Source organism: Shewanella sp. 10N.286.52.A9 (assembly GCF_041468985.1).
GTDB classification, from domain to species: Bacteria; Pseudomonadota; Gammaproteobacteria; order Enterobacterales; family Shewanellaceae; genus Shewanella; species Shewanella japonica.
The window spans coordinates 20,623-40,001 of record NZ_JBFRJQ010000017.1; the positions used below are offsets into that span (position 1 = coordinate 20,623).

Genomic DNA, 19,379 nt, shown 5'->3' on the forward strand with positions numbered 1-19,379 from the left:
GTGGTTGATATTACCTTGGTTCATTAAAAGGATGATAAAAATGAAAAGGAAGTTTTATCTTACTAATACGCAAGCATTTCAAGCATCTGTTATTCGTACAGCAGATCACTGTGCGGCAAATTCAAGCACTTTACCTGTTACTTTTAGTCAATCTAAAACAAAATTGAGTTCACTATTGCTAGGCGTTTTGGTTGCGTTAACAGCTTGCCATTCGCAGGAGGCAAGTATCGATAAAGCAAGTAAGGGGCAAATAGTTAATACGCAAAACCATCAAACTGATGATGTGTTTGCTGACGAAATAGTCCTTAAACACTTGGTTGATTTTAATAATGATGAGCAGCTCAGTTGGCTCAAACTTACTGATACGCAAACCGCAGTTGTTCACAATTCCAGTAATAATAGCCAAAGTTTAAAAGTGGATTTTCCGCAAACAGCTAATATTCCCAAGTTAACCATCAAACCTGATTCACCTTGGAATGTTGCTGAGTTTCCTCGTGCAAACTTAGCATTGAATGTCACGAATACCAGTGATGAATCTATTCAGCTTTATGTGGACATTACAAACCCTCTTGGACAGTACCAAAGTCGCTCAATCAGTCTAGTTGCTGGATATAATGGCACGATTTATTTTCCACTGAGTGGAATTGAGGCGCAAACCGATACCGGTGTATGGGGTGACGTAAGACCTTGGAATACCAATGACGATATGATGGTGTGGCGTTCATGGCGTGAAAAAGGCGCCTTATTTACTGAACTGTCGTCATTATCATTTTTTACTATTGGCAATTTACGCGCTAAGTCGGTGATAATTGATGACATTCGTATCCGTCAAAACCCGCCTGTAAAGACAGATAACCCCTTTGACTATCTCGTTGGCTTAATTGATCGCTTCGGCCAAAATAATAAACAACCCACGGCGCTACATATCAATTCAGAAACGCAATTAAAAGCGCTGGCAGATAACGAGCTCAGTCAGTTACAAGCGTCTAGTGGCATGCCTAACCGTTCACAATACGGTGGGTATACCCAAGGACCTAAATTAAACGCGACTGGGTATTTTCGAACTGAAAAAGTCGATGGTAAGTGGTGGATGGTCGATCCAGAGGGCAATCTGTTTTTCTCCCATGGGCCAGCTAATGTACGAATGGCCAACATGAGTACGTTAACAGGGATTGATTATGATGAACCTCAGATAAGGGTAAGAACCAGTGATGAAATTACACCTGAAGATTCGATGGGGATTGTGGATGTTGCTAAAGAGGTGAAAGAAAAACGCTACGTTATTTCATCATTAAGACATGACATGTTCACTTGGTTACCCGACTATGATGCGCCACTAGCTAAACATTACAGTTATCGCAGAACAACTCATAAAGGGCCAATACCTTATGGCGAAACATACAGCTTTTACCGCGCTAATTTAGAGCGTAGATATAATGAAATGGATGTTGCTTCCTATCCTGCGGTATTTAAGCCATCAAACTATCTAGAAGAAAATCAGCATCTGGAACAAAAAACACAACATTCTTCGCAAGCTAAATACTTACAAGCTTGGCAGGATGTCACTGCAAAACGTATGCATGATTGGGGCTTTACTTCATTTGGCAACTGGGTTGACCCTGCTTTTTATCAATCCAATCAGGTTCCTTACTTTGCCAATGGCTGGATAATTGGTGATTTTAAGACCCTGTCAGGTAAAACTAATCATTGGGGCTTAATGCCAGATCCGTTCGATCCCGTGTTCGCCGAGCGAGCAAAAATTACCATTGATGCCATTGCAAAGGATATTCAATCTTCACCTTGGTGCGCCGGTATTTTTATTGATAATGAGAAAAGCTGGGGTGAGAGAGAAGGCTCAGTTGAAGCGCGTTATGGTGTGATTCTCGATGCACTTTCAAAACCCGCTAGCCAAAGCCCAGCTAAAAAAGCCTTTGTTAAGGTGCTGCAAGAGCAATATGGCGCTATCGATAACATTAATGCAGCGTGGGGGGCGCAATATACTCAGTGGAGCGATCTAAACCTTGGACTCGAGTTTGCAGATCATACTCCTGAGTTAATTGCCGATTTATCACTGCTGTTAGAAAAACTTGGCGAGCAATATTTTAACGTTGTTCACAACACGCTAGAGAAGGTATTGCCGAATCATTTATATATGGGGGCAAGAATGGCAAACTGGGGGATGCCTGATGAAATCATTAAAGCATCGCTTAAATACTCAGATGTACTCAGCTTCAATATTTATGAAGAAGGGTTACAAACTGATTATTGGCAGTTTTTAGAAAAAGTGGATTTACCTGTTGTAGTAGGAGAATTCCATATTGGCACAGCAACCGACTCAGGTATGTATAGCCCAGGTATTGTCCATGCTGCGAATCAAGTCGATCGAGCGCGTATGTATAAAGCTTATATGAAAAGTGTGCTAGAAAAACCGTATATGGTTGGCGCACATTGGTTTCAATACATTGATGAACCCATTACTGGCAGGGCGTTTGATGGCGAAAATGCCAACATAGGTTTTGTAACGGTCACTGACGTACCTTATCCTGAAATGATTCAAGCTGTTAAACAAGTCACCTCTACCATGTACCAACAGCGATATGGTCAATAGTGATTAGCCCTATATAAATCCAGCTTTAGGCTGGATTTATTTTTGTTCATCTTTCATTGATTGCGTGTTTTTAGTTACTGTAACATCATGAAATATACATGATATTAATGGATTATCTGAATGAACAAGGCTGTTAAGGATACAAAACAACAGAGTAATAAGGCGACTTGCAACGTCTTAAATACTGATACCAAAGCGCATTGCAAAACTTATGCAATAGCTGATATGGACATTCCCCAACAAAACCTCCAATCAAATCTCCAACAAACGCCTCAACTACGTACCCAAGATATTGATTCTCAGTCGGGAGCAACAGCGCCAGTTTCATCAGAACAGCATGGAGTTAAAAGCCGTGTGCGGACCCAAGTTCCTTTATTGAGTTTGGCATTGGTCAGTTTTGCTACTTTTATTGGCTGGATAATTTATCAAGCCAATACTGGTGGCAATAACATATTTTTTGATTTAGTGAGAGTCGTTCCTTACGGCGATAAAGTTGGCCACATGATGCTGTTTGGCACGCTGACATCACTGGCCTTGATTGCATCTCGAGCGGCATATTTTAACTTTTTTGAACGTAAAATTTATTACGCCATTGTCGCAATCAGTAGCTTAGTGTTTATTGAAGAAGTCAGTCAGGGTTTTATCGCGACACGTACCTTTGATATCGGCGATTTAACGGCTGATGCAGTAGGCATCACTTTATTTAGTATGATCACCATTAAATGGATTAACCGCAACCGATAGTTGAGCAGGAAAATGACATAGGACTCATCAAGATTTAATAAGTAAAGTTTTCAATCAGAAAAGCTATCCTTTGTTTGACTGATTGACAGTATCGCCACAAGTATAATAGGTTTTATATAAGTGACTTATGATAATGTGTTAAATATGGACTAGACTAAGGCGCAAGTATCAAGCTGTGTCTTGCTACCGCCGAATGGCTAGCTTTTCAATTTCATTAGGTTGCACTCGTTAATAAGTTGCACGAGTTTTATTTTTCCTTTCTAGATACAAGAACTTTCATAAGGATTTTGAATGGTCTTCTTTATCGTTTCTTCATTGTGTTCACTACAGCCCATGGGCTTAAAGCTGTGGCTCACTATTCAGTTGTACATTCAAATTTCAACGACATTACTCGCTAACTCAACGACAATTTACAAAGGTGATTTATGACTGTTTGTTTTGATGAAATTCAACGCTTAAAGCAAAGTATTCAAGCATCAGTCATTGGACAAGAACATGTTGTCGATGCGCTCATATTATCCTTATTAACGAATGGTAATGTGTTGCTAGAAGGCTTACCTGGCACGGCTAAAACTCGTTCAATCAAAGCGCTTTCAAATGCGTTAGAAGTGAGCTTAGGGCGTGTGCAATTTACACCCGACTTATTGCCATCTGATGTGACAGGGACTGAGATTTATCAAGAGGTTGAAGGTAAATCCACGCTGACTTTTCAACCTGGGCCAGTATTTAACAACTTACTATTGGCTGATGAAATAAATCGTTCCCCAGCTAAAGTGCAAGCGGCACTGCTTGAGGCAATGGAAGAAAGGCAAATCACTGTGGCAGGTAAAACCCATGTGCTACCTAAACTGTTTATGGTGCTTGCGACTCAAAACCCAATTGAGCAAGAAGGAACTTATCCTTTGCCTGAAGCGCAAATGGATCGCTTTATGATGAAAGTCTTGTTGGATTATCCTGATGCTGAGACTGAAGTAAAGATTATTGAGTTAGTACGTGCTGAAGAAGCCTTATCAGTGGACAAACCGGCACCGATAGATCCTACTCATATCTTTAATGCACGAGATATTATTCATCAAATTCATATGAGTGATGCAATAACCGCTTATATAGTTGCTATTGTGATGGCCACTCGTCAACCTTCTCGTTATCCAGATTCTCCCTTGGCTCAATGGTTATCCGTCGGTTCAAGTCCTAGAGCCAGTATTGCATTAGATAAATGTGCTCGTGCCTCGGCATGGCTTGCTGGTAAAACCTTTGTGGATCCTGACGATGTTCGCTCCATAGTACATAGTGTATTGCGTCATCGTTTGGTACTTAGCTACGATGCGATTGCTGATGGGGTAACGCCTGATCAGGTTATCGATGAAATATTACGTCAAGTGATAGCGGCCTAGTCGAGCTTTATGATGGATAAATCTGACAGTGATATTTATGTTTCTATTGAGCAACTTAGAAAGCTGCAATACCAAGCTGTAGGGGTTAACTTTTCTCCACGCCAAGCAGTGAACAGTGTCTTAAATGGCCGCTATTCATCTAAGTTACGTGGTCGTGGATTAAATTTTGAAGAACTCCGGCATTATCGTCCAGGTGATGATATCCGCTGCATGGATTGGAAAGTCACTAAACGCACGGGTAAACCCCATATCAAAGTCTATACCGAAGAGCGAGAACGCAACGTATATTTGATTGTCGATCAACGTGCTGCGATGTTTTTTGGAAGTAAAGGCAAAATGAAATCAGTAATTTGTGCCGAGTTAGCAGCACTGATTGGTTGGCGCATTGTTGGGGCTGGCGATCGAATTGGCGCGTTGGTATTTAATGATGATTCTGCGTCGGTTATTCCTGCCAAAAGAGGCGGTCAGCATCTTGCGCAAATCTTCAAATCGATAGTAAAACAAAATCATCAATTAGGTGCGAGCAACAATAGCACTCATGCAAGTGACAGCCTGAATCAAAGCTGGCATAAAACTGCACAAGTTTGTGGTCACGACTCGTTAATTATTTATATTGGTGATGGTAATGGTTGGAACGATAAAACAACGCATTTAATGAAGAATATTAGACGTCATAATGAAGTGATTGCCTGCAACATTATTGATGCGTTAGAGCAAAAATTACCGAGTATGGCGCAAATGGTCGTCAGTGATGGAAAACTTCAAATTCAATTTGATGCTTTAGGCAAAACTCAGCAGCAATATCAACAACAAATAGAGTCAAAATTGACTTTATATGCGCAAACCGCCCGTAAATATCGCGTACCCTTATTGACCATTAATACCATTGACCCTGTTAGCACGCAGTTGATCAATGCGTTTCGCCGAGGTGGTGAATGACGCAATTTGGTGATACCTGGGGCAGTAGTATTGTAAAAGACTTAATTGAAACAGATGCGCCCAATGCCATTAGCTGGTGGCCACAAACTATTGGCTGGCAGGTTGTTGCACTAATCGGCCTTACGCTTGTTTGTCGTAGACTGTATTTTGCTTGGCGTTTATACCAGCATAATCAGTATCGTCGTGATGCGATAGCATGGTTAAACTTATTACCTCCCTTTGAACAATTATCTGCTCAACCTATCTATCGTCAATTACCGAATCTTGTTCGTAAAACCGCTTTAGGCGGTTATAAGCGCACCGAAATTGCAACATTATCTGCTGATGAATGGACACAGTGGTTGAGTAAGCAGTGTCCTCAAGCCAAGTTTGAAGATATCGGCTTTACATTACATGAGTTAGCTTATGATTCTGCTTTAGAAGTGAATACTGCACAGATGACGAAGTTAATTAACCAGATACGAATTTGGATAGAACAACATCGAGGTGAGTATGATTGAGTTTGCTTACCCACTATGTTTTGTTTTGCTGCTTGCCCCAGTCATTATGTATTTTATTGCGCCTGCTTATAAAGAAAAGCGCAGCTCTATTCAAGTGCCGTACTTCGAACAGTTAGTTGATATTACAGGTGAGAAACCGCAAAAAGGGGCGGTAATACTGTCAAGAAAGCATATTCAAAAATTGCTGTTAATACTTGCTTGGCTATGCATTGTTGTCGCGATGGCCAAACCTGAAGTTATCGGTACACCCGTCACCCAGCAAAAGTCGGCTAGAGACTTAATGATTGCAGTAGATCTATCTGGTTCTATGGCGGTAGAAGATTTTGTATTGCCAGAAAATCAGTCTAACAAGGTTGATAGATTAACGGCAGTAAAACAGGTTTTACGTAAGTTTGTCAGTCAGCGCGACAGTGACAGGTTAGGGTTGATTCTTTTTGGCGATGCGCCATACCTTCAAGCGCCATTTACCAATGATTTAGATACATGGTTAACACTGTTGAATGACACGCAAGTTGGGATGGCTGGACAAAGTACCGCTTTTGGAGATGCCATTGGGTTATCCATTAGCGTGTTTAACAGCCATGAGACACAAAATAGAGTGCTTATTGTGCTTACCGACGGAAATGATACCGCTTCGAAAGTCCCCCCTATTGAAGCTGCAAAGGTTGCTGCGGCCTCTAACATCAAAATTTACACCATTGCCATTGGCGATCCTATCGCTGTTGGTGAAGAAAAAGTTGATATAGCTGTACTAGAAAACATTGCCTCAATAACAGGCGGGCAAAGTTATCAAGCTATTGATACACAAGCGCTTGAAAATGTTTATGAAGCGATTAATGACTTAGAACCAGAATTATTCGAGTCGCAAACCTTTAGGCCAAAAACCAGTATTCATTATATTCCCATTGCACTGTTTTTAGGTTTGTATCTAGTGTCGTTGTTAATCGTCACCTTGCGTTTCCCTAATGTGAAAAAAGGGGTTAACTAATGGAGCAATGGTTAATCCAATTACAGCACTTTCATTTACTCCGACCTTGGTGGCTATTAGCCTTATTACCGCTGGCATATATTGTTTATCGTTTAAAGTACCGTCAGGATAATTTAGTGAATTGGCATGAGCATATGTCAGCTAAAATTTTACAGACATTGACAGTCAATGGGGATAATCAACGGGTTATTTCACCTTTAAATTTGACCATAGTTTTAGGCATTATCAGTGTATTGGTTTTAGTGGGGCCAACATGGAAACAGCAACCAAGCCCATTTACAGAAGATAAGTCAGCGCTGATTATTGCGTTAGATTTATCTGAGACGATGGAGCAAACGGATGTATTACCTACACGCTTAACACGTGCGAAACAGAAAGTAATTGAGTTATTGGCTATTCGCGGTGATGCCAACACAGCACTGATTGCTTACACTGGCTCGGCACATACAGTAATGCCGATAACTAATGACAGCAAGATGATAAAGCAGTTTTTAGATTCACTGAGTTTTAAGATAATGCCTAATTCAGGGAAGCAACCACAGACTGTTTTACCGATTGCCAACGGATTACTTGAAACAACTCAAACCCCTGGAACCATTTTATTCATTACCGATGGCACCAGTGATAATGCATTTAGCGCTTTTGACACCTATTTTTCTAAGGCACAACATCAGTTAGTGGTTTGGGCGATAGGGCGTGATAATGCAAGCTCGCTTGAATCTGGCTCAACCATTATTCCAATGCAGCAAGAGCGATTAGAAACCCTTACAGATAAGGCTGGTGGACGGATAGTTATACTGACTGACGATAAACAAGATATCGAAAAGGTAAATGGCTATATAAATAACAATCTCGTTATTAGTGAAGATGAAAGCCGGCCTTGGTTAGATGCTGGTTATTGGTTGGTGTATATCATTGCAGCACTATATTTACTCTGGTTTAGACGAGGGTGGACACTGCAATGGTAAATTCGTCGATCAAATTTATCGTAAATGAACTCACCATGGTGATTGTGAGTTCGTTGTCGAAAGTATCTGCATGGTATACAAAGTGGCGCACTCGAATAATGGTTTTTATTATCATTATTGGCGCTTTATTCGCTATTTTAAAACCTCAATCTTTTGCTGATTTATGGCTAACTCGAGATCAACAAGGAATGTTGCTGTTTAATATGGGGTATTACCAGCAAGCGAGTAATCATTTTAGTCTTGTACGCTGGCAAGCATTCAGTTTGTATGGCGCAGAAGAATTTGATCAATCAGCTATTTTATATGACCAGTTTGAAGATGAAATAGATCAAATTGCTCGTGCCAATGCATTAGCGCACGCAAGGCGATATGTAGCAGCTAAAAATACCTATCAACAAGTATTACAAACTGCACCAAATAATGAGCAAGCGAAGCATAATTTAGCCCTTGTTCAAGGCATTATTGATGAAGTGAATCGCATAGCTGAAAGCCAGCAGGGTGAAGCAGGAGACTCGCCACAAGAGCTAGGTGACGATCCGCAAACTGGTGATGGTGCTAAGAAAAAAGAAATGGTGTTAAAGGTAGCTGAGCATTATGACGCAAGTCAGTTGTTGCTTGACCCTAAGTTAAATGAAATGTGGTTGAGACAAGTTCAAAAAGATCCTGCGCGGTTCCTAGCTAATAAATTTCAAATGCAAACTACCCCAACATCGCTAAACTCGCGACCGTTAACCACCAATGAGGAGAGTCAATGATGTCTTTTCTCTGCGATGTTTTTACAAGGCGGATATTGCCTTTTAAACTCTTAGTTTTGCAAGTTTTAGTCCTTTTTAGCTTGAGCGTGGCTAAACTTAGCCAAGCTGTTGAATCTGCAGACTCAAGTATCACACTTGAGTCCTTGATAGATAAGAACCAACTAAGCATCGAGATTCGTGTTCAAAGTAAAGCGCCTTTTGTCGTTAAACAACCTATTATTGTTCAAGTTGAAGTGTCCAGCGATCGCTGGTTTTCAAAAGGTGTTCAGGTAACGCCTCCTGCTTATAAAGATATTGTCTTTTTACCTACTTCGAGTTCATCGATTACTGGAACAAAAAAGATTAATGGACAAACATGGACATACATTATTCGAGAAATAATCTTATATCCCATGCAAGAGGGCGTTTATGAGCTGCCAGCTTTTGATGTATTTGCATCGGTTAATACAGAATATGGCATTGTTGAAGGCGTATTTAAAACTGACGACTTTCAAATTGAAGCAAGTATGCCAAAAGTGGTTACAGAACTGGATACAGGTGTAGGTTTTACAACTGAGATTGAAGATAACTTAATTGTTTCACCTTCTGTCACACTGTCTGTAAAGCATGATATCGGTAATGAAGTACTCGATATAACAGACGTAGCGAGAACGTTTAATGTCGGGGATGCAGTTACCCAAACGGTTTCTATCACTGCAAAAGGTGTCCCAGCAATGATGTTACCAGTATTAGCACAAACACAATTGAGTGGGTTAAGTGTTTACCAGCAACCCAGTAAACTCAGTGATCAATCTAATCGAGGTGAATTAACTGGCATAACGTCGCAAACGACGAGTTATATATTTGAACAAGCGGGTGAGTTTACTACGCCTAAGCAAGTTTTGTATTGGTATAACTTACAACAAAATGAGGTAACAGAACTCACTGTGCCTTCAGTAACTTGGGTCGTCAAAGGTGGCGCTATAAGCGCGAGCAGTGATGGCACAGCTTCATCATTTAAAGCGTGGTTGAGTAAATATAGTTTAGTGATTGTCAGCCTATTCATTCTGATTTACGTGCTAACGCGACTTGCCCCGTATCGCACTAATCTTAAGGCGTTATATTTATCTTTATCTCAGTATGAAATTAAGCAATTACAAGTAAGCTTACGACAGGAATATGAGCAAGGAAATTACGCTAAAGTGTGTCAATTGTTGTACCGCTATATTGAATATCAAGATGCGCAATTATCAAAAATTGGTTCAGCAGTTTCATTGTTAAATCATCATCACTCAAATGAAAGAGGCCTAGATAATAGTCATTTAAATAATGACATTATTCTGAGTCTCAAACAGTTTTACAAATCTGACAGTGAAAAATATTCACTGCTAGAGCGGTTATTAACTCAAACATACTCAATAGATACTGCTGCACCGCTAACAGATGAACAGTTTAATACCTTATTACAGTTGACGGTATTGCTAAAATATAACCAGAGTAAGGGAAGTGGCGATATTTCTGCTAGTGCAATAAAATTAAATTAATCACAATAGCAGTAGCGGGTTATCTGATTATTTAAAGTTATAGGTAAGTGCTCGGGGCAAGTAAGGTAAGTGGCGCTTGTTTTTATACGCGTTTTTTAATGAGGTATCCATTCTGTAATCAATATTTTTGAACCAAAAGTCAAGCTACACTTTTTCACTTATTCTGAATGTTAAGTATCTCTATCATTGTCAGTGCTATTAAAAGTTGTGAATATCAATCCATACGAACAGTCTTTGGCCTAAATAACCGACTAACTGCAACGCTCAACTGATTCATTAACTGTGATATATTGAGTTTTTAGGCTGTCTCATCTCACCGACAATGATGCATTATCTTCAGTCATGATTGGCGTGATTAATTGGCCTGATTGGTGAGTTTGATTGGTGAGTTTGATTGGTGAGTTTGATTGGTGAGTTTGATTGGTGTTAGTGAAACACTTACTTTTAATTGATGCTTATTGTCGTTTAGTTTTGACAGTACAGTATGAAACATGATGTTAACTGAGAATGTATGTCTAGCGTTTTACGATTTATTGTGGTTATTTTTGCAGCATTGGCAGTGACGTTTTTAGTGTTTTTTGTCATTGCAGCGCTAATTGAATTCCATATTCCAGAGCAAACGGCCCAACTCGTTCTTGATTCAAATGCTGATTCTTATGCTGATTTTTATGTTAATTCTTTAGCGAACAGTTCAGCTGCACAGTTTTTAATGATATTGTAAGGCCGTTATATGTTTAGACAACACCATTATCGAGCTTGGGTTTACCTGTTGGTAAGTTCTATTTTTATCGCTCAACCCCTCGTAAATTATGCTCATGCGGATGATATCGTGCCTTTTACCTCTGATGGTTGTAGTGTTTTCCCCGATGGCACTTTGGCCGACAATCAATTATGGCTTGCATGTTGTACTGCACATGATTTTGATTATTGGCAGGGCGGTACGGCCAAGGAACGCCTTGAATCAGATCAACGCTTAAAGCAATGCGTCGCTAACCTTGGCCAACCGCATATAGCTAGCCTTATGCTTGCAGGTGTGAGAGTTGGTGGCAGTCCATATTTTCCAACTACCTATCGTTGGGGTTACGGCTGGCCTTACCCAAGAGATTATCAAGCCCTGTCAAAACAAGAGAAACAACAAATTCAACGAGTCCTAAAAAATCAGAAATAAGTAAAATATTCGCTATAGCAGTAACTCAGTGCTAGGTTAACTAACAGTATATTAACGTTCAGAGTCGTTACGTTAGTAAGTTAACCCTTTTTCAAGCAAAATAAGGACATATTATGCTGAAAACATTGATTAGTAGTGCAGTGATAACGCTAATGCTTACAGGCTGCTCGACTGCTGATAAGCAAGTGCAAGTCAGCCCACAAATATCCCCACCAGCGCAAAGTGTTTTTAAAACTTATACTGCTGAGGACTTTTATAAAACCACCAGTGTATTCGGCTCTTCTATCAACCATGATGGCACTGCAGTACTGGTAAGTAATGATAAAACAGGGATATTTAATGCTTACAAAGTGCCTGTTGACGGTTCTGAAATCACTCAATTAACATTTTCCACAGAAGAGTCAGTATTTGTAAAATCTTGGTTTCCCAATGACAATCGTTTTTTGTTTAGTGCCGATAAAGGAGGGGATGAGTTAGATCATTTGTTTGTACAAGATGTCGAAGGGAATCAAATTGATCTCACTCCAGGTGAGGGCCTCAAAGCCGTGATGTTATCCTGGCATGAAAATGATGAGTCTTTCTTTGCGTTGACCAATGAACGTGATGCTAAATACTTTGATATTTATCAATACAACACTGACGACTACAGCCGTAACTTAGTGTACAAAAACGATTTAGGTTATACCGTTGAAACCATGAGTCCAAATGGCCGATTCATTGTATTGAGTAAAGACCATTCAAACAGTAATACTGACCTGTATCTCGTTGATTTACGCTTGAAGATGGCCAAACCTCGTTTAATTACCGAGCACCAAGGTAACGTTTCTTATTCCGCTTACACCTTTACTAAAGATAACGAGCAACTATTATATTCAACTAACGAATTTGGTGAGTTTAAGCAAGCGTGGGCATATGACATTGCAACGGGTTCTCATAAAGTTAATTACAAAGCGGATTGGGATGTTAGTTTTAGTTATTTCTCAAAAGATGGTCGATATCAAGTTACTGGGATTAATGCTGACGCACAAACGCAATTAACCATCACTGATCTTGTCGAGCAAAAAGAGCTGTCCTTACCTAAGCTTCCAAGCGGCGATTTACGTGGCGTTAACTTTTCACAGGATTCTAAATCAATGGTGTTCTATATCAATTCTGATACTTCACCATCCAATTTATACAGCCATACCATTGGTTCTTCATCTGTAAAACGTCTGACCAATTCTGGTAATCCAGCTATTTTGGAGCAAAACCTAGTGACTGGTGAGGTGGTAAGGTTTAAAAGCTTTGATGGACTTGAGATACCAGCAATTTTATATAAGCCCAAACAAGCTGAGTTTAAAAAGGTACCTGCGTTAATCTATATTCATGGCGGGCCCGGCGGTCAATCTCGCAAGGGCTACTCTGCAACCGTTCAGCATTTGGTTAATAATGGTTACGCCATTATCAAAATTAATAACCGTGGCTCAAGTGGTTATGGTAAAACCTTTTTTCATTTAGATGATAAACGACACGGTGAAGATGATTTACAAGATGTGGTTTTCAACAAAAAATACTTACAAACCTTAAATTGGGTCGATGCTGACAAAATTGGCGTTATGGGAGGGAGCTATGGTGGCTACCTTACTATGGCGGCAATGGCGTTTACCGATGAGTTTAAAGTAGGTATTAATATTTTCGGCGTGACTAATTGGGTAAGAACCTTAGAGAGTATTCCGCCTTACTGGGAAGCATTTAGAAAAAGTCTTTATGATGAATTAGGCGATCCTGCCACTGATAAAGAACGCTTACATAATATTTCACCCGTGTTCTTTGGTCATCAAGTCAAAAGCCCTGTTTTAGTGGTTCAGGGGGCAAATGATCCAAGAGTGTTGAAGATTGAGAGTGATGAAATGGTTGAATCTATTCGAGCTGGCGGTACACACGTTGATTACTTAGTATTCGATGATGAAGGCCATGGTTTTAGTAAGAAAGACAACCGTATTAGTGCATCAAATAAATATTTAGTCTTTTTACAGCAGTATTTATAGCCTATTGTTGCAAGTGATTAGAAAGCCATTTGATTATCAAATGGCTTTTTTATTAGTTGTTATACAAGGTACTTTTTAATAAATTAAAGCTAAAATCATTATTAAGTCACTCACACTTATAGAGTAAGGATGTCAATTGAACACGGAGATCATTCATTCTGAAGCCCCAGATATTGTCGAACAACTGGTTGATGGGGTAAGAGCGTTTAACATAATGAATATGGGAAGTGAGCTATCAAAGCCATTAACTATCGTAATGCGAGATGGAAATGACAAGATCATTGCTGGTATTGCAGGTAGAACGATATATCAAAAATTTTTAATCAATGTGTTATGGGTAGATGAGACTTTGCGCAGCGAGGGATTAGGCCATAAATTAATGATACTGGCAGAAAAAGCTGCTATTGAACGTGGTTGCCTAGCTGCTCAAGTAGATACCTTAGCATTTCAAGCGGCAGGGTTTTACCAACGACATGGATTTGAAGTCATTGGTTCTGCACCAGCATTTGGTAAAAGTCCTGCACAATATTTTCTTTTTAAGCATTACGGCTAACTACTCAGCGTTAAAGGTATCAAGTAAGCATTGATACTTGTCGATAAAATACTGATTTTTCGTTTAGGTAAGCCAATAATCGGTCCGTAAATTATTGATTAAACACGGCCTAAGTAAAAATCAGTATTGAGCGAGTTAATAATCGCCTTTTTTACGAGAGCGAGATGCTGTCTGTACTGAATTGATCATTTTCCCTAAGGCTTTATCTTTAGCGCGTTTTTGCGCTAATGTTGCCCCGTTTAATGCTTGTTCTCGCATTAGTTTTTGGTAACTAATAAGTCGTCTTTCAGTTAACTCACCTGAAGCAAGCGCGGCTTGAATTGCACAGCCTGGCTCCGCTTGATGTTGGCAATCTGAAAAACGACACTGCGATGCAAGTTGTGTTATTTCACTGAATGTTTCACTAACGCCTTGCTCACACGCACCTAGCTGTAATTCACGCATCCCCGGAGTATCGAGTATTAATCCACCACTTTGATCACCTCGAGACATCCATTTAAGTGCTCTTGATGTGGTTGTATGACGACCTTTACTGTCATCTTCTCGTATTGCGCTAGTGAGCTGAGTTGAACTTCCCAATAATCCGTTGACTAAGGTTGATTTCCCTACGCCAGAAGATCCTAACAAAGCGATAGTCTGTCCTTGCTTACAATAATCGAGTAGCGGTAATATTTCGGTTTCATCAAGAGCATTGACTGAATGCACCATCATTAAAGGATTCAATGATTGAACTAACAGAGTTTTATCTGCCACATCGTTACACTGATCTGCTTTAGTTAATATAACAATAGGCGTGACTTGTGACTCATTGGCCAGCGATAAATATCGTTCAATTCGACTTAGATTAAAGTCATTATTTAATGAGCAGACAATGAACAAACTGTCGACATTAGCTGAAATAAGCTGCGACTCAACCTTACTTCCAGGCGCTTTTCGTTGAAATACTGATTTGCGTTCAAGTAATCGAACAAACTTATGCTGTTGATCACATAACACCCAGTCTCCAACACACAATCTATCAGTGACACTGGCTTGATGTGCCGTTTGCGACATTGCCCATTGACCGCTTGGGGTGAGTACGATCACGCCACTACGGTGTTGTTCAATAACTCGGCCAATAATTAGCCTATCATCTGCGCTGTCATCGCTAATTAATTCCATCTCTTCCAGCGATAATTGTTGTTGAAAAAAAGGCTGCCAACCGAGTTGTATTAATGAAGGGGATTCACTCATTTAATGTCCTAATAAGGCGTCTTATGTGGTGTAACGTTAAGTATAGTCATCAGCTTAATTTTGCTTATTACGTGAGTCATTACTCGCGATAAATAGCATGTTATCAGATTACGAATTAACGACTTGTGACTATGGTAGCTAATTTAACAAGCGATACAGGGCGAGCAGCAAATATACTACACGTTATCAGTACGACGGCTTAATTTGTAGCCTAATTGAAGCCTGAAAATGTCAAACTGACGAGTTGATGGTATTTTGCTCAGCAGTGTTAATTAATTGCACTACAATAGCACAAGTGTGATTTGACATGTCATAACCCCACCCAGGATAAAAAACTGAACATGCTTTGTTTTTAGGCAATAAATTCACGCTTAGTATCTTTTAAAACATATCCTTCTAAGCAAAATCTAAGTTTATAAAAGCTTTAATTACAATATCTTATCTTTATGCTTTGAGCATGGGATATTTTATCGTTGTAATGCTATGATTTTGAAAAAATGATTAATTCTGCTTTAACAAATTGAATAAAAATGACTCGAAATAGATATTGCAAATGCAAACATCATATGTTTACATAGTGGTTAATTTAACAAGTTTCACAAATCTGTAAACAAAATCGTGAGTAATAACAGATTGCAACTGTGGAATGATTATTAGCTAGTATTTCCTTAATTTATTCAGATGATTAAGGTTGAATTAAAAGGACGTCCTTCAATGAAGTCTATCGTTGCCAAGCCACTATTGGTCAAATCGATGTTTAAAAAAACTGCATTAGTACTTTGTATATCTCAAAGCTTGATGGCTTGCCAAAATAAAGAAGCTAATGCAGAGGTTGAGTCTGTTGTAAATAGCGCAACAGTAGAACAAGAAACATCTACTCAAATTTTGCCTTTCTCTGATCCAACCAATTCAGGTGGTTGGGTGCTTAATACTGAAATCAGTGATGAATTTGATGGCACTGAAATTGACCAAGAAAAGTGGTTTGTCCAAGGGGCAAACGGTGATTACTACATTTGGAAAGGTCGAGCACCGTCTCAGTTTGCTCCTCATAATGTGATTGTTGAAGACGGCTTTTTAAAATTACGTAGTCAGTGGGAACCTGATTTTGAGTTTGCTAATGAAAACTACGCTGACGGCAAAGTCGATGCGAAATATGGTTCATTGGCTAATGGCGATCCTATGCCAATAACAACCGCTGCCATTGTCAGTAATAAACGCTTTTTAAATGGCTACATGGAAATACGTTCCAAAGCGGTTAACGCTTCAATGACCAGTGCGTTCTGGGCCATTGGTTATCAGTCTGAGTTAGATATTTATGAACAAATCGGTAATCCGAAAATCATTGGCGATATCAAACCTGATCAATCTAAGTCAACTGTTCATGATTGGAGCCCACCAGCAAAACGTCCAACTCGTGTATTCCATCACAAGGAAAATTTACCATATCGCGTTGCTGACGAGTTTCATATTTACGCAGCAGAGTGGGGCGAAGATTACTTAAACTTATATCTTGATGGAAAATTACTGCAACGCTTTACTCAAAAAGAGCTAGGCGATCGTTGGGTGCTTAATAACCCGCTTGAAATTTGGTTGGATTCTGAAATTTTTGCTTGGTTAGGGATGCCTAATAAAGAAGAGCTTCCAGCTGATTTTGAAGTTGACTATATGCGAGTATGGCAAAAGCCTAACCCAGAACTTCTAGACCGTGCATTCTTCGGATTTGAAGGGCCTATACTGTTCCAAGAAAACAAACGTCCGCTTAAATTGGTACCTGAAAATTCTGAAAATAATCAATATCAAAAGTTTTGGGATATTGATGCTAACTCAGCAAACTATGCAACCATCACTAAAGAACAGCGAATCACTGGTTTACGCAGCCTTAAAATTGCCGCAGACAAAGATGCTACAGATGAGCTAATCAAGGTTAGTTCGCCTGAAAAAGCAGTGAGATTAGACAAAGGTGATTATCGTTTCTCAATGCGTCTTTGGGTTGATACTAGTAACTCTCTTAGTGAGTTTAACGTGACTGTTAATAATGCAAATGGTGATGATGCAGGCTTTGTTTTAGCGCCATTCAATCTAAGCGAAATTGACCATGCGCACAAAGCACAATGGATTACAGTAAGCCAAGATATAAGCCTTAACGCGCCTGTAGCCAATGACGCTAAGTTAACAATCACGGTTGATCCAAGCCAGATTAAAGATGCGTCTGCATTATTTTATATCGACGACATTTCAGTCGTTAAACAATAAGTTAAGCTAAAAGGAAAGCCACATAATGATTTAGTTATGTGGCTAATTTTAATGGATTTAAACCGCGTTAATAGCAGATAAAAATGTATGTTGGCGCAGTAATATACGAGATTGACTGAAGTCTGATGTATCGAGCGGTCTCAAGAGAGTGATTATGATATTTCACAATAAAACGACAGCACTAGCACTTGCATGTGTCACTGCCATGACATTGAGTGTGTTACCGATACAAGTCAGCGCAAAGGATAGCGAGAAACAGCCCGACGTGTTGATTTTGATGTTTGATGATATGCGCTTTGATACATTCTCTTATCGTGATGGCCCGGTTAATACCCCTAATATTGATGCATTAGCGCACGAAGGCATCAGATTCGATAATGCGATGACGAGTACGGGATTATGTTCACCTTCAAGAGCCGCGATGTTTACTGGTCGCTGGGGACATAAAACGGGACTTGATGACAACGTTGGCCTATATCATTCTCGTTTAGACGAACTGCATGTCGAAGAAGGTGGAGTCATCAGACGTGCCGTCGATGCCGGATATAAAGTGGGCTATGTTGGCAAATGGCATATTGGCGCACAAGGCCCTGCGTTAAGAGGGGCTGAGTTTGTTTATGGTCATGATAAAGATGTAGAGCGTCATGGTCGCCAATGGGCGCCTTACGAAACGAAAGAAAATATCGCTAAATTCAAACGTGGCGAACGCGATGCTAATGGTGAAAAGCACGAATATTACCGCACAATGCCAGGCACTTTTGAGGATACCAAAGCAGGTAAGGAAGTCCGAGAAGGGCAAAAAATGCTTAAAGCAGCGGCTAAAAAAGATGAACCATTTTTTGGCATTATCAGTTTCGAACAACCTCATCCACCATACCGTGTGCCAGAACCTTACGCGAGTATGTTTGATCCTAAAACCGTAAAACTTCCTAAAAACCATGGTGTTGAACGCGTTAATAAACCAATGTCTCAAGATGATATTTGGTGGCCTTGGCATGATGTAAGTCATATGACCGATGAAGATTGGCGCAAGTCACGCACCTTTTATTATGGCGCGATTGCCATGATAGATCATGCGGTTGGTGAGTTAATTAAAACCGCAAAAGAAGTTGGTATGTATGATGATTTACGCATTATCGTTATTGGCGATCAAGGCAGTATGTTAGGCGAGCATAACCTATACGATAAAGGCCCATATGCTTATGACGAACTCATGAGAATGCCACTTATTATTCGTGATCCGAATGTCGAACCTAAAATCATTGAACGCCAAGTGTCTATGTTAGATATCGCGCCTACGTTGGCTGATTGGATGACATTACCTAATGATGGGGACGTCGATGGCCGTTCATTAGTTCCCCTTATGGAACAAGGTGATATCGCTGATAGTAACAAAGCCGATATCGCTTTGTATGCTTACGAATGGTACAACGGCGGCTGGTTTGGTATTCGGGCGATTAGAACACCAGAGATGAAGTTTGTATGGAACCCTGGGGATAGTCGAGATGAGTTATACGACTTAAAAAACGATCCCTATGAAATGACAAATTCAATTAACGATCCTAAGTACAAAAAACGACTGAAACAGATGGTTAAGTATATGCATGATGAGCTTGTGAGAGTCGATGATCCTGCTATCACCAAATTTAAACAACATATGAAAGATATGTTGTAAACAGAATTTACGTTGGTCGGTTTGACATAACAATACTGATCACCGTAAACC

General features: G+C 39.8%; 16 protein-coding genes. 15 read left to right on the forward strand and 1 reads right to left on the reverse strand.

Annotated elements, in window-relative coordinates; genetic code table 11:
* The first annotated feature begins 40 nt into the window (after positions 1–40).
* The 13 genes from AB4128_RS14260 to AB4128_RS14320 all read left to right on the forward strand — a co-directional run bounded on the left by AB4128_RS14260 (position 41) and on the right by AB4128_RS14320 (position 14,167).
* Entirely contained in the window at positions 41–2,608 is a 2,568-nt protein-coding gene (locus AB4128_RS14260) for an agarase (RefSeq protein WP_372038091.1), read from the forward strand.
* Between the two features lie 120 nt (positions 2,609–2,728).
* Positions 2,729–3,352 carry a VanZ family protein gene (locus AB4128_RS14265; RefSeq protein WP_240433860.1) on the forward strand — a complete coding sequence of 208 codons (624 nt, stop codon included), beginning with the start codon at positions 2,729–2,731 and terminating at the stop codon, positions 3,350–3,352.
* 425 nt (positions 3,353–3,777) lie between these two features.
* Entirely contained in the window at positions 3,778–4,746 is a 969-nt protein-coding gene (locus AB4128_RS14270; protein WP_372038092.1) for an AAA family ATPase, read from the forward strand.
* Positions 4,747–4,755: 9 nt separating this feature from the next.
* A complete protein-coding gene (locus AB4128_RS14275) occupies positions 4,756–5,685 on the forward strand; it encodes a DUF58 domain-containing protein (RefSeq protein ID WP_372038093.1) in 930 nt (309 codons plus the stop codon).
* Positions 5,682–6,185 (forward strand): DUF4381 domain-containing protein, encoded by a 504-nt coding sequence (locus AB4128_RS14280; RefSeq protein ID WP_372038094.1) that lies wholly within the window; start codon positions 5,682–5,684, stop codon positions 6,183–6,185. Before AB4128_RS14275 ends, AB4128_RS14280 begins: the two co-directional genes overlap by 4 nt.
* Positions 6,178–7,173, forward strand: coding sequence for a VWA domain-containing protein (locus AB4128_RS14285; protein WP_372038095.1), 996 nt, complete (start codon positions 6,178–6,180; stop codon positions 7,171–7,173). The genes AB4128_RS14280 and AB4128_RS14285 overlap by 8 nt, the downstream gene beginning before the upstream one ends.
* Positions 7,173–8,141, forward strand: coding sequence for a VWA domain-containing protein (locus AB4128_RS14290; protein ID WP_372038096.1), 969 nt, complete (start codon positions 7,173–7,175; stop codon positions 8,139–8,141). Before AB4128_RS14285 ends, AB4128_RS14290 begins: the two co-directional genes overlap by 1 nt.
* The gene (locus AB4128_RS14295; RefSeq protein ID WP_372038098.1) at positions 8,135–8,896 is read left to right on the forward strand and encodes a hypothetical protein; all 762 of its coding nucleotides are present in this window, start codon (positions 8,135–8,137) and stop codon (positions 8,894–8,896) included. The genes AB4128_RS14290 and AB4128_RS14295 overlap by 7 nt, the downstream gene beginning before the upstream one ends.
* Positions 8,893–10,419, forward strand: a complete 1,527-nt coding sequence (locus tag AB4128_RS14300) for a hypothetical protein (protein ID WP_372038099.1) — start codon at positions 8,893–8,895, stop codon at positions 10,417–10,419. Before AB4128_RS14295 ends, AB4128_RS14300 begins: the two co-directional genes overlap by 4 nt.
* Positions 10,420–10,930: 511 nt before the next feature.
* Complete coding sequence (locus AB4128_RS14305) at positions 10,931–11,140, forward strand: hypothetical protein (protein WP_080915633.1); 210 nt, start codon at positions 10,931–10,933, stop codon at positions 11,138–11,140.
* Between the two features lie 9 nt (positions 11,141–11,149).
* On the forward strand, positions 11,150–11,587 hold the full coding sequence (locus AB4128_RS14310) for a hypothetical protein (protein ID WP_372038100.1): 438 nt from the start codon (positions 11,150–11,152) through the stop codon (positions 11,585–11,587).
* A gap of 113 nt (positions 11,588–11,700) precedes the next feature.
* Positions 11,701–13,614, forward strand: a complete 1,914-nt coding sequence (locus AB4128_RS14315; RefSeq protein ID WP_055024044.1) for a S9 family peptidase — start codon at positions 11,701–11,703, stop codon at positions 13,612–13,614.
* 136 nt (positions 13,615–13,750) lie between these two features.
* Entirely contained in the window at positions 13,751–14,167 is a 417-nt protein-coding gene (locus AB4128_RS14320; RefSeq protein WP_372038101.1) for a GNAT family N-acetyltransferase, read from the forward strand.
* Between the two features lie 135 nt (positions 14,168–14,302).
* Here AB4128_RS14320 and rsgA read toward each other — a convergent pair whose 3' ends face one another.
* Positions 14,303–15,400 carry a ribosome small subunit-dependent GTPase A gene (gene rsgA / locus AB4128_RS14325; protein ID WP_372038104.1) on the reverse strand — a complete coding sequence of 366 codons (1,098 nt, stop codon included), beginning with the start codon at positions 15,398–15,400 and terminating at the stop codon, positions 14,303–14,305.
* 714 nt (positions 15,401–16,114) lie between these two features.
* Between rsgA and AB4128_RS14330 the strand changes: the two genes are divergently transcribed.
* Both AB4128_RS14330 and AB4128_RS14335 read left to right on the forward strand, forming a co-directional pair.
* Positions 16,115–17,653, forward strand: a complete 1,539-nt coding sequence (locus AB4128_RS14330; protein ID WP_200913367.1) for a family 16 glycosylhydrolase — start codon at positions 16,115–16,117, stop codon at positions 17,651–17,653.
* Between the two features lie 154 nt (positions 17,654–17,807).
* On the forward strand, positions 17,808–19,328 hold the full coding sequence (locus AB4128_RS14335) for a sulfatase-like hydrolase/transferase (RefSeq protein WP_372038106.1): 1,521 nt from the start codon (positions 17,808–17,810) through the stop codon (positions 19,326–19,328).
* Positions 19,329–19,379 lie beyond the last annotated feature (51 nt).